We start from the raw sequence: 11,592 nt of genomic DNA on the forward strand, positions 1-11,592 counted from the left end.
TCGCTCCTGTAAAGAATCATGATGTTTTTGCTCTACAGCAGCATATAAAATGGCAGTGACAGCTTTTGTCAGTACTCATCATCCAGGCTAAGGCCCTCTTGCTTCCTCCATTTTCGCAACAGGTGGACCCTGCTTTCATTATATTTATCGGCAAGCATCGAGATCCGAACGATCCTGTCGGTTCTGAAATGACGGAAATCGCTTCGCAGCTCACACCATCCGGCCAGCAGCCAACACTCCTCCATATAGACCAGCGCCACCGGCCATATTACCCGGGAAGATCGCCGATCGTTTTTATCGCAATAGGTTATTTCAATTTTATTTCTGTAGTTAATTGCATGACGTAGCTCAGCAAAAAAAGCCTCATCTTTTTCATCCGGCCCGGTCAGAAAAGATTGATATTCGATGTGCTCCTTTAATTTATCCGGCATAACTGAGCGTATTTTAGCCAGCGTGCTTTTGGCGATCTTTTTAAAATCAGAATCGGTGTTATGACATACCCAGTTTAGCCCGAGAGTGAGGGCGTTAATTTCCTGCGGGGTAAAAGTCAGCGGGGGTAAATGATAGTCAGACTTAATAATATATCCAATGCCGGAACTGCCCTCAATACACACGCCCTGCTGCTGGAGCGTTTGAATATCCCTGTACACGGTACGCACACTTATTCCTAATTTTTCTGCAAGGGTCAATGCTGTTACCGGATACCGGTGCTCGCGCAGTATCTGGAGCAATTCAAGCAGCCTTTGCGTTCGGGTCATAGCGTTTTCCTGTTATACAGCATATGGCGCTCAGCGAACTTCCCGGCGCCTGGCTCGAATAAGGACGCGATACGCAGAAAATCACCGGCTCCCGGGTTTTGCCCGGCTTTAGCCCGCCGTAAATTTTTTGCGTCGGAGTTGCGCGGGCTCTCCTGCGGGACGCCGAGGATTATCACCATGTTCGCTCTTTCCCTGAAGTGGCCGATTGCCGACGGCATAACGTTTATCAACAGCGGCCCGATGACAGACTGCCGAAGAATACCTCATCCTGGATGCAGCTACATATCATTCCTTTAGCTGAGATATAGCCCGTAGAGTTTAAGAACGATTTATGCGCCCGTTCCTGCGGGTCTGTCCGCAATCCAGCCCAGGCCTCGTAGCGTCATGTGAACAGCGTCATCAAGAGGAGTATGCGGCTCGGAGCCCAGAAACTTATGTGCAGGCGCACCGGCTGACGCCCCAGGTAGCGCATCTCTAAAATTTCGCGCAAGGTCGCCCTGAAAGGCGCGGCCATATAAATGAACCACCAGGGAAATGGTTTTATTTTAGCCACGCCGCCATAGCTTGCCACGGCTCGCTGAATCGCTTTTATCATTTCCGCGCCATCGGGGTCCCGGTGACCTTGTATATGGAAGTCCTGCGGCGGTCATTGCCGAAGTTGATGCCATTAGCCTGATATCAGCTGGCAAACGCCGATGTCTCTTGTGCCAGAATACCGGGAGGTCGCTCTTTATCTCTCAGATAAATTACTTTACGATTTTATCTGTTGCGCTAGATAATCAACAGCAAGGTAACTTTCTCGAACATGAAAACGCAGACTCGACGGGAAATCGGAACCCAGCTTTCATTCGCGCTTTATGGCGCGGCCAGCCGGATGAACCGATTGCATAAGCCTTTCCTTGATCCGCTGGGGCTTACCTTCCCCCAGTATCTGGTCATGCTTGAACTCTTTCGTATGACTCCCCGCACGGTGGGTGAAATCGGTAATAATCTCGGCATGGACACCGGGACCATCACGCCGGTACTGAAGCGTCTTGAGCGCGCAGGGCGCATATGTCGTACCCGTGACAATACGGATGAAAGGCGGGTTCTCATCACCCTGACCGATGAAGGAAATGCCCTGCAGGACAAACTTTGGTGCATCAGTGGCAGCATAGAATCCGCCAGCCAGCTGTCGGAAGCCGAGCTTGAAGCGCTTCGTGACACCCTGAATAATTTTGCGCAACCGGCTAAAGATACCGCCAGGTGAATGACGCGGAACAAGAGAACAGAGATGACGTTAAATAACCCGGCAGGAACCAGCATGAAGCCAAAACAAGCGGAAATCATCCGCCAGTCCATGTCTCTGTTTAACAGGGAGGGATATCAGTCGCCAAGCATCGATCGTATTTCGGAGTGCGCGGGCATCTCCAAAATGACGTTCTATCGCTACTATCCGGATAAAGAAGCGCTCATCCTTGCCATTTTACAGCTGAAAGAGTACGAGTTTATGCAGGCTCTGCAGAGCATTACTGCGGATAAATCCTCCCCGCGGGAGAAGCTGTTTGCCGTTTTTGAGTACTATAACAACTGGTTCACCTGTGAGGATTTCCATGGCTGTATGTTTACCCGCGCGCTCTTCGAATATGGCACCTCATCCCCGGCAATCCGGGAGAAATGTTCGCAGTTTAAATCGCGCCTTTACCAATTTTTCCGCGATATTCTCGTGCTGATATTAAAACCGGAACCGGCGGAACGGGTGGCGATGATGATGCTCATTCTTATCGATGGCGCAATCGCCGCCCAGCAGGCAGAGTCGTCAGAGTGTCGGGAGATCCCCCCGGGAATGACGGCCTGGAGCGCGGCGAAAGCGCTTATTTACTCCGAAGGCGGGACGCTCTGACCTTCACACGGCGTCGGAAGCCTTCAGCGCCTGCAGGGACTCAAGCAGGCAATCGTAGTAATCGCAGCATGTTTGCAGACGCAGCGCTGCGCCCACGTAGACTTCCTCCAGTGCTGCCGGATATTTTTTGCCGATGGGAACAATCACGTTATTCAGCCATCCATCGGCATGACCGATATCCACCGTGATGTGTTCCGAGTAATAATGCACATCGCGTTCCGTCAGGCCAATGCGGCGGCACCCTTCGACGAGTTTCTGATACTGCGGCGGATCCAGTAGCTCCGTCATCGCCATCACGCCAAGCGATTTATAGTAATGCTGCCGGTTCACGCCGCCGAGCATGAACGCGTTATACCCGGCAAGCCCCTGCCACTCATACAGGTGAGCGAAATGATTTTCGGGTAAGGCGATATCTCTGCGTTTCAGTAGATCCTTATACAAATTGACGTGAGTGATTTCGTTACTTCCCTGCCCTATCTCATCCCAGAGGTTTTGGGCAATCTCTGCCCGCGTTTCCGGCAGGGAGCCCACCAGCCCCATCGCAACCAGATCGAAAAACAGAAGATTAAGCGCGCTATCGCTTTTGAAAAAATAATCTATTTGCGCTGCGGAAGCTGAAGCGGAGAGAAAGTCGAAAAGCGGATGGTGTGAGGCTGGATGCTTCTGACATAAATCACGAAGCTCATCCACGATATTACCGGCGTTAAGTACGGGCTTATGCGAAATAAAACGTTTCTTTTCCGCCCGAAGCCACTCTGACTCAATATAGGTCCTTACTGCGCTGAGCAGAGGGTGGAACTGGTTATTCGCCGGCGCGGATAGCGGCTCAGCCAGCCAGGCCTGATAAAGCGTGAACAGCGCGCCGTGGGCGCACTTTCGTGCTTCGGGATCGGCAGCGGAAAAAGCCCTGACGCAGGTATTCTCCGTAAGATGCCAGAGCCTGTCTGCAAGAAGCGGATTGGCCGTCAGTTTCAGCGACAGTGCATTGCTGTGGATGAGCTGGTCAATCATTTCATCCAGAGAAGGCATTGAGAGAGAGGAATTACGCTCGTTGCCGGTGACATCATTCGCAATGGTACGCATTAATTTATCCCTGTAAAATGCATGGTATATATACGTTATAGTACAGCCAAACATGCTGCAATGAGATTTTTATCACTTCCGTTAAAAACAGTTAACTAAATGATAATATTAATTAAAATTCAAAACTTCATTTTCATTTAAAAAAAAGTTGATGTTATTAAAATTTTAACGTTACCATTTAGTACAGTTTTAAGCGATGCAAGGAATTAGCATGCCTTATCTGTTACTCACGCTGGCGGCCCTGTTCTGGGGAGGGAATTATGTCGTAGGGCATATTCTCGTTCAGGGTGCAGATCCGATTCTGATGACCGAAGCAAGATGGGCGCTGACGGCGCTGCTGCTGGTTGTGCTTTATCATCGGCAAATCGGGGAGAGTCGCATGCTGCTGCGTAAAAACGCCGCCACGCTGCTGATCTTAACGCTCTGTGGACAGGTTAGTTTCCCCTTAACGCTCTATATAGGCCTGCAGACCACCTCCGCGCTGAACGCCGCGATCTATATGTCCGCGACCCCCTGCATGGTTCTTATTATTAATCGTCTTATTTTCCGCGACCGGGTTTCGGCACGTAACTGGTTGGGCGTTATCTTCAGTACGGCCGGCGTGCTGATCCTCCTTTTGCAGGGCAACCTGCTGCACCCGGAGGGACTGAAGAGTTTCAGGTCGGGGGATCTCTGGGCTATGGGATCGGCGCTAAGCTGGGCACTGTACTGTTCTCTGCTGCGCAATAAAGACCGACGCATCCCTGCGAACGCTTTCGTCGCCGTCAGCTCGCTTGTTGGCGCCCTTCTCCTGATTCCGGTGGTAATAGTCTGGCTATCGCGACAGCCGGCCATCTCCTTCAGCGCATATCACGATGCTTTTTTCCTCAGCGGCCTGGCGTACCTGGTTATTTTCCCCTCATGGCTGGCCTATTTATTCTGGAATAAAGGCATTGCCGCGATTGGCGCTACTCGCGGTGAAATTTACACTCATATAATCCCTCTTTCTGGCGGTATATTAAGCATCCTGTTTTTACATACCCAACCGCATTTATATCATCTGGCGAGCGCTCTGTTAATAATGACAGGGATCGGCATCTGTTCCATCGAGAAAAAAGCCATAAGAAATTAAATAACAATCCCCGATGATTTAACCCGCTAAATTAAGGAAGCATTTATTATGCTCAGGATGTATCTGTATCTTATTCTTGCCGCATCGGTATCGGCGCTGGCAACGGATATGATCGTGCCCGCGCTGCCGATCCTACAAACGGCCTTTAATACAGATTACTCAACCATCCAGTTGACTATTAGCGGCTTTCTTGTGATATACGCAGCGAGCCAGTTAGTATCGGGATTTATCGGTGATAAATTTGGTAAATTACGGGTACTGACGCTCAGCTTTGCCATTTTCCTCGCCGGAAGCATCCTCTGTTTTATGGCCGAGAATTTAATGATGCTCCTGTCTGGCAGGGTATTACAGGCCGTGGGCGCCGGTGCCGGCCCCGTGCTTTCAAAAGCCATCGCCAAAGAAACGTTCCCCCCGCTGAAGCTAAAACGCGCGCTTTCCGATATATCCTCAGCCAGTGCCGTCGTTCCTCTTATTGCCCCGCTGGCGGGCGCGGTGATCCTCGGGCATCTGAGCTGGAACGTGATTTTTCTGATCATGGCGCTATTTAGCGTCCTGACCATGCTACTGTCCCCGCGCGCCCTCGCGCATCACGATCGCGTAGCCACTTCCTCAACCGGCGGATTTATCACTCCGGCATTTATCCACGGAACCTTGCTGGTTTCGCTGATCCTGAGCTCACTGTTTTGTTATATCTCGCTGTCGCCGGCGATCTTTATGCAGCAGCTTGGTCTGAGTACGATGAACTATTCCCTGCTGTTTTCAGCATCGGTGTTGTTTTTCATTATCGGTAATCAGGCTGCGAAATTCGAACAGTTCATCAATCCGTGGGTTTTATTTTTGCTAAACGCCCTGTCGGTTGCGCCATTTATCCTCGGCAGCCACTCGCTTATTTTATGCATTGTCGGCGCGATGGTTTTTAACTTCAGCCTTGGCGCTTATTATCCGACCGCTAACTTTATCGCTCTGCAAATTAAAGGCAATAAGACGGGGGTTGCCGCATCCCTCACCGGCTTTATTCAAACAGCGAGCGCCGGAACGATTAGCTTTTTCGCGGTAAAACTGACGGATACCGGTATTGGTTTCGACAGGACGCTTGGCGTAAGCAGCTTATCGCTGGCGATCCTGTCTCTTCTGGTAGTCACTTCAATGAAGGTAACACAATGGAAAACTGGCAAAAAAAGAAAATAGACAGGCACCCTCGGCGACAGGGCTCCTGATGCTGGTGACGTGGCCGATCCTCGTCGATATCAATATGCGATTTCCCCAGGGAGCAAGCTTTCACACCTTCACGAAGGCGCTGCTCGGCCCCGGCGCCAGCGTAGTCATCGGTATCGCGTTTTGTGTTGTGCTTTATTTGCTCACCTATGCGTATATATCAGGCGCGGCGTCAATATTAAACGGCCTCTTGCCTCCCGCCGGGATGGGCCGCGGCTGGCTCCCGATTGCCCTGCTGTCGCTGACGACCTCGCTTATTCTGTGGGCAGGCGGCAGACTACCCGGCTATATTCTCTCCTGCCTGATTGCGGTGAAGTTTAGCCTCTTTCTGCTGCTGTTCGCAGGCGCTGCCGGCGGCGTGCAGCTGCTCAGGCTGATGGAAACCAGCCGTGGAACGTCGCTACAGCACTACCTGCCAGTCATTCCGGTATGTATTATTGCCTTTGGTTTTCATGGCAGCATTCCCTCCCTGACGAGGATGTACAGACGGGACAATCACCGCGCTATTACGCGGTCTCTCTATTACGGCTTTGCCGTTTCGTTGCTCATCTACGCCTTCTGGCTGACCATTATCATGGGAGTACTCACTCCTCAGGCTATTCAGCATGTCAGCGACGAAGGTGGAAACATCGGCGCGTTTATGGCGGCCCTCAACATCAACCAGCCCGCGTCCGGCACCGGTCTGATGTTCATATCATTCGGATGCATTGCCGTTTTGGCCTCTCTGATGTCAGCCTCAATCGGCCTGTGTGATTATCTTGAGGATATGCTTAATAACCGGTACCGCCGCGCCTCGCGGCCGCTGGCGATATTTCTGACATATTTTCCTCCGGCCCTGGCCGGCATTTTCACCCCGCAAGGTTTTTTATCTGCTCTGGCCTTTGGCGGACTCTCATTAGTGCTGTGGAGTATATTACTCCCGCCCTCCTTGCTCATTAAGGCCCGACGCTCGTCGCTGCCTCCGGTATATACCTTCCCGGGGAATAACCTCCTGCTGAAATTTATCATTGTCGTTGGCGCCATACTTTGGCTGCTGATGATTTACGCCTTTATTTAACGATAAAAAATTTAAGCATTCACAACGTACTTCATAAGGAAAAAATTATGTCTTTTGTTAAACGCCGCACGGCGGTTGCGGTTGCACTATCATCTCTCATGATGACCTGGGCTTGTCCGGGTTTCAGCGCCCCCGCCTCCTTCGCCGAGGATATCGGCGTTCATAAGGAAAATACTTTCCCGGCATGGTGGAAAGAGGCGGTTTTTTATCAGGTGTATCCGCGTTCTTTTAAAGATACCAACGGCGATGGCATTGGCGATATTCGAGGCATTATCGAAAAACTGGACTATATCAAATCACTCGGCATTGACGCTATCTGGATAAATCCCCATTACGACTCGCCGAATACCGACAACGGTTATGACATCAGCAATTATCGTCAGATCATGAAAGAGTACGGCACTATGGCGGACTTCGATACGCTCATCGCCGAAATGAAAAAACGAAATATGCGCTTAATGATCGACGTCGTCATCAATCACACCAGCGATCGGCATCCGTGGTTTATTCAAAGTAAAAGTGATAAAAACAATCCTTATCGTGACTACTACTTCTGGCGTGACGGAAAGGATAATCAGCCACCGAATAACTATCCTTCCTTTTTTGGCGGCTCGGCGTGGCAAAAAGAGGCGAAGTCAGGACAATACTATTTGCACTATTTTGCCAAACAGCAGCCCGATCTCAACTGGGATAACCCGAAGGTCCGCGAAGATCTCTACGCAATGCTCCGTTTCTGGCTGGATAAAGGCGTTTCAGGGATGCGCTTTGACACCGTGGCGACCTATTCAAAAATACCTGGATTCCCCGACCTGACTCCTGAGCAACAGAAAAATTTTGCCCAACAATACACCATGGGCCCCAATATTCATCAATATATTCAGGAAATGAACCGGGAGGTCCTTTCCCGCTATGATGTCGCCACCGCAGGGGAAATCTTTGGCGTGCCGCTGGATCGCTCGTCGCAGTTTTTTGACCGCCGGCGCCATGAGCTGAACATGGCTTTTATGTTTGACTTAATTCGTCTTGACCGCGACAGCAATGAGCGCTGGCGCCATAAGCCGTGGACGCTCTCTCAGTTCCGTCAGATCATCAGTAAAATGGATACCACCGTCGGGGAGTACGGATGGAACACGTTCTTCCTCGATAACCATGACAATCCCCGCGCGGTATCTCATTTCGGCGATGACAAACCGCAGTGGCGGGAAGCATCGGCTAAAGCGCTGGCGACAATCACCCTCACCCAGCGGGCGACGCCGTTTATTTATCAGGGGTCAGAGCTGGGAATGACCAACTATCCTTTTAAAAAGCTAAGCGAATTTGACGATATTGAAGTTAAAGGTTTCTGGCATGATTATGTCGAAAGCGGAAAAGTGACGGCAGCGGAATTTCTCGACAACGTGCGCCTGACCAGCCGGGATAACAGCAGAACGCCTTTCCAGTGGGATAACAGTCATAATGCAGGGTTTACGTCCGCTACGCCTTGGTTTCACGTCAATCCGAACTATGTGCAAATCAACGCTGAACGCGAGTTAACTGAGGATAAATCGGTGCTGAACTACTACAAACAAATGATTCACCTGCGTCATCAAATCCCGGCGCTCGTTTATGGCGCGTATCAGGACCTCAACCCGCAGGATAATACCGTTTACGCTTATACCCGAACCCTGGATAATGAACGTTATCTGGTGGTGGTGAACTTTAAAGAACAGCCGGTTCGCTATACCCTGCCGTCTAAGGACGCCGTTGAGCAGGTTGTTATCGAGACGAATCAGCGCCGTGATACAGCAAAAGAAAGTACCGCGATCGCATTGAGTCCGTGGCAAGCGGGGGTATATAAATTACAGTAAGCCTGTACAGGACATTATCGGCATTATGTTTCCGCAATGTATTGCGCTATTGGACACGCATAAAAATACGCGGGCGATGATGTTCCAGAGGTGATTAAATAAAACGCACGGCCCCCGGTATAATATGGAAAACGGTACCGGGGAAGCTATTTAAATTTATTAAAATCGCCGCCGGATGGGGGGCTGACGCGATTGAAAAATAGCCCATCCACGCTGAAACTCTCTCCCTTTCAGACACCGGGTTTGGGCATGATAAGCCCACCTGTGAACGAAAGCCATTCCGATGGAATATTCACGATTGCGCCAGCGTAGGGTTTGTCAACTACCATTACTGGCCCTCGATATACTCTCATTTCATGATAAATACCAGTGCGATTCTATGAGCTTAGCGTGATCGAGATCAAAGAATTGAATCTACATATTTATGAGTATGAATAATCGTAAACTTATGTAATTCCGAGGTGGTAGAAATGGCAGTTAAAGATTTTTTTGTGCAGACGGAACCCGGCCGGCGTCGTTATGGCGTCGCGTTATTTGTAGGTATTATTGCCGGGGTAATGTCGGCGTTTGTAAAATGGGGAGCAGAGGTTCCTTTGCCGCCGAGAACATTTTCCGGCGGCCGGGATGAGTTTAACCCGCCGTACATTTTCTTGCGTGATTATCTTGGCATTGATCCTACTCATACGGTCTACACTTTTTCAGAACACATTATTAACCCGGTCATGGTTACGCATATTATTTTCTCTCTGGTGTTCGCCATTGGTTATTGTGTAGTCGCTGAGGTATTTCCTAAAGTGAAATTATGGCAAGGGGCATGGGCGGGGATCGTCGCCACCATTGCTGTTCACTGGATCTCATTCCCGTTACTGGGCCTGACGCCATCATTGCTCAATATCCCCGCCAGTGAATATATCTCTGAACTTGTCGGACATATATTTTGGTTCTGGGCGATTGAGATGATCCGTCGCGATCTGCGTAACCGTATTACTCACCAACCCGACGCAGAAGTCCCTCTGAGCTCTCCGTTCAGGTAATCCGGACCGCACTGCAAAAATTGGCCTCAAGGGGGGAGTAAAGTGCACGATTTTTTTGCCCCCCTGCTCCCCGATAAGGGCTAAGGACGGAGTTCAGGTATGTTGTGTTTGCGAGCCTTGTGGGCAAGTTAATGCATCCTCACAAGGTACCCTGGGCACCTTTTCCAGCTAAGATCGCGGATCGCGACCGCCTGCGCTCCGCTGCTGTGCAAAGCCATGATGAAAATGCCCGACCAGCTTCATCGGGCATAGATAAGATTATCGGCAGGCGGGGCTTAATTCAGCGCCGGCCAGTAGCTGCGGTTAGCGACAATTAAATCATCGAGAATTGCTTTGGCCACCGAGGCGCTCGGCACCGTTTTAGATAAGGTTATTGCCTGCCAGAGCTTCTGATAGCTGCCCTCAACCCAGGCATCAACAACCAGCTTCTCGACGGCCACCTGCTGCTCCATCATCCCCTTCTGGAAAAGCGGGATTTTCCCCATCGCCAGCGGTTCCGGGCCGTTAATGCCCACCAGGCAAGGAACCTCAACCATCGCAGTATCATCAAAATTAGCGATAGCGCCGTTATTTTCCACAATCAACAGCATCCGCTCCTGAGTATTAAACGCGATTGCGCAGGCGAGGTCGACGATGAAGGTGGCGTGCGCGCCGGCATGGAAATGGGCGTCCCTCGCGCTCTGCCGAACGACTATCTCTCTGGCCATATCGAACACCTCTTTTTCTCTTCCCGCCATGACCTCGTTGGCGCGGGTAAAGTCAGGGTCGGAGTGGGCAACCTCGTAATCCGCATAGAAATAGTATTTCAGGTAGGTATTTGGCAGCGTCTCGGGATCGAGCGCAAAGACGTCTTTCACCTTTTTAAAGGTTTCAATCCAGCTCGGGGCTTTATGCTGAAAATCCTCTTTCGGACTGCAATAACCCAGCTCGGCGACATGACTCTTCAAGGCGGGCATTAAATCATTGCCGGCTTTATCCGTAATACTGGTCCACCAGCCGAAATGATTCAGGCCAAAATATCTCACGTTCATCTCTTTGCGCGAGGGAAGCCCAAGGATGTCGGCAAACAGCCCTTCAATCGCCACAGGCATGTCGCAAATATTGATGATTTTGGCCGCGGGCCGTAAGCGGCGTGTCGCCTCGGCAACGATAGCGGCCGGGTTGGAATAGTTAAGCATCCACGCCCCAGGCGAGTAGGCTTCCATATAGTCCACCAGCTCAAGCACGCCGGCGATGGAGCGCATACCATAGGCAATTCCCCCCGGCCCACAGGTTTCCTGGCCGATAACGCCATATTTGAGGGGGATTTTTTCGTCTTTTTCACGCATCTCATAGAGGCCAACGCGAATATGGGCCATCACAAAATCGACGCCGCTGAACGCCTCCTGCGGATCGGTGGTGAAGCTGAAGGCGACCTGAGGATAGCGCTCCGCCACCAGAATGGTACAAGCTTCGCCAATAACGCGCTGACGATCGTGATTATTGTCATAGAGCCGAATCTCACTCAGGGGGAAACGGTCCATATTTTCCAGCAGCATCATTACAATACCCGGTGTATAGGTGCTTCCGCCGCCGGCAATAGTGACAACAAATTTATCTTTCATT

The 11,592-nt window shown here is 50.8% G+C and carries 10 protein-coding genes and 1 pseudogene; 7 read left to right on the plus strand and 4 right to left on the minus strand.

All coding sequences use genetic code 11. The features are described 5' to 3' along the window. Positions 1–68: 68 nt before the first annotated feature. Together NWP14_RS06685 and NWP14_RS06690 are read right to left on the minus strand one after the other, a co-directional pair. The gene (locus NWP14_RS06685; protein ID WP_095096787.1) at positions 69–758 is read right to left on the minus strand and encodes a YafY family protein; all 690 of its coding nucleotides are present in this window, start codon (positions 756–758) and stop codon (positions 69–71) included. Between the two features lie 329 nt (positions 759–1,087). After that, positions 1,088–1,392, minus strand: a pseudogene (locus NWP14_RS06690) (NAD-dependent epimerase); the annotation flags it as partial. A 171-nt stretch (positions 1,393–1,563) separates the two neighbouring features. Between NWP14_RS06690 and NWP14_RS06695 the strand changes: the two are divergent. Both NWP14_RS06695 and NWP14_RS06700 read left to right on the plus strand, forming a co-directional pair. Next, positions 1,564–2,007: a MarR family winged helix-turn-helix transcriptional regulator gene (locus NWP14_RS06695; protein WP_223261755.1), complete on the plus strand. Its 444-nt coding sequence runs from the start codon at positions 1,564–1,566 to the stop codon at positions 2,005–2,007. Positions 2,008–2,061: 54 nt separating this feature from the next. Beyond that, complete coding sequence (locus NWP14_RS06700; RefSeq protein WP_095096782.1) at positions 2,062–2,640, plus strand: TetR/AcrR family transcriptional regulator; 579 nt, start codon at positions 2,062–2,064, stop codon at positions 2,638–2,640. Positions 2,641–2,643: 3 nt separating this feature from the next. Here the strand turns inward: NWP14_RS06700 and NWP14_RS06705 are convergent, their stop codons facing one another. After that, the gene (locus tag NWP14_RS06705) at positions 2,644–3,723 is read right to left on the minus strand and encodes an iron-containing redox enzyme family protein (protein ID WP_331835452.1); all 1,080 of its coding nucleotides are present in this window, start codon (positions 3,721–3,723) and stop codon (positions 2,644–2,646) included. Positions 3,724–3,934: 211 nt separating this feature from the next. Between NWP14_RS06705 and NWP14_RS06710 the strand changes: the two genes are divergently transcribed. The 5 genes from NWP14_RS06710 (at position 3,935) to NWP14_RS06730 (ending at position 9,987) form a co-directional block, all read left to right on the plus strand. Next, a complete protein-coding gene (locus NWP14_RS06710; RefSeq protein ID WP_095096776.1) occupies positions 3,935–4,834 on the plus strand; it encodes a DMT family transporter in 900 nt (299 codons plus the stop codon). Between the two features lie 48 nt (positions 4,835–4,882). Continuing rightward, on the plus strand, positions 4,883–6,022 hold the full coding sequence (locus NWP14_RS06715; RefSeq protein WP_095096773.1) for an MFS transporter: 1,140 nt from the start codon (positions 4,883–4,885) through the stop codon (positions 6,020–6,022). Positions 6,023–6,050: 28 nt separating this feature from the next. Continuing rightward, positions 6,051–7,106, plus strand: a complete 1,056-nt coding sequence (locus tag NWP14_RS06720) for an aromatic amino acid transport family protein (protein ID WP_095096770.1) — start codon at positions 6,051–6,053, stop codon at positions 7,104–7,106. A gap of 98 nt (positions 7,107–7,204) precedes the next feature. Then, complete coding sequence (locus NWP14_RS06725; protein ID WP_370525526.1) at positions 7,205–8,953, plus strand: alpha-glucosidase; 1,749 nt, start codon at positions 7,205–7,207, stop codon at positions 8,951–8,953. Between the two features lie 470 nt (positions 8,954–9,423). After that, positions 9,424–9,987: a DUF1440 domain-containing protein gene (locus NWP14_RS06730; protein ID WP_095096765.1), complete on the plus strand. Its 564-nt coding sequence runs from the start codon at positions 9,424–9,426 to the stop codon at positions 9,985–9,987. Positions 9,988–10,262: 275 nt separating this feature from the next. Here the strand turns inward: NWP14_RS06730 and NWP14_RS06735 are convergent, their stop codons facing one another. Next, positions 10,263–11,591, minus strand: coding sequence for a 6-phospho-alpha-glucosidase (locus NWP14_RS06735; RefSeq protein ID WP_375215020.1), 1,329 nt, complete (start codon positions 11,589–11,591; stop codon positions 10,263–10,265). Position 11,592 lies beyond the last annotated feature (1 nt).

This window comes from Klebsiella sp. C349492 (genome assembly GCF_042055345.1).
GTDB lineage: Bacteria > Pseudomonadota > Gammaproteobacteria > Enterobacterales > Enterobacteriaceae > Klebsiella > Klebsiella scottii.

Coding starts and splice junctions, on each gene's coding strand:
- NWP14_RS06735 (WP_375215020.1), bottom strand. CDS start 11,591: ATGAAAGATAAATTTGTTGTCACTATTGCCGGCGGCGGAAGCACCTAT.
- NWP14_RS06685 (WP_095096787.1), bottom strand. CDS start 758: ATGACCCGAACGCAAAGGCTGCTTGAATTGCTCCAGATACTGCGCGAG.
- NWP14_RS06705 (WP_331835452.1), bottom strand. CDS start 3,723: ATGCGTACCATTGCGAATGATGTCACCGGCAACGAGCGTAATTCCTCT.
- NWP14_RS06730 (WP_095096765.1), top strand. CDS start 9,424: ATGGCAGTTAAAGATTTTTTTGTGCAGACGGAACCCGGCCGGCGTCGT.
- NWP14_RS06720 (WP_095096770.1), top strand. CDS start 6,051: ATGCTGGTGACGTGGCCGATCCTCGTCGATATCAATATGCGATTTCCC.
- NWP14_RS06725 (WP_370525526.1), top strand. CDS start 7,205: ATGATGACCTGGGCTTGTCCGGGTTTCAGCGCCCCCGCCTCCTTCGCC.
- NWP14_RS06695 (WP_223261755.1), top strand. CDS start 1,564: ATGAAAACGCAGACTCGACGGGAAATCGGAACCCAGCTTTCATTCGCG.
- NWP14_RS06715 (WP_095096773.1), top strand. CDS start 4,883: ATGCTCAGGATGTATCTGTATCTTATTCTTGCCGCATCGGTATCGGCG.
- NWP14_RS06700 (WP_095096782.1), top strand. CDS start 2,062: ATGAAGCCAAAACAAGCGGAAATCATCCGCCAGTCCATGTCTCTGTTT.
- NWP14_RS06710 (WP_095096776.1), top strand. CDS start 3,935: ATGCCTTATCTGTTACTCACGCTGGCGGCCCTGTTCTGGGGAGGGAAT.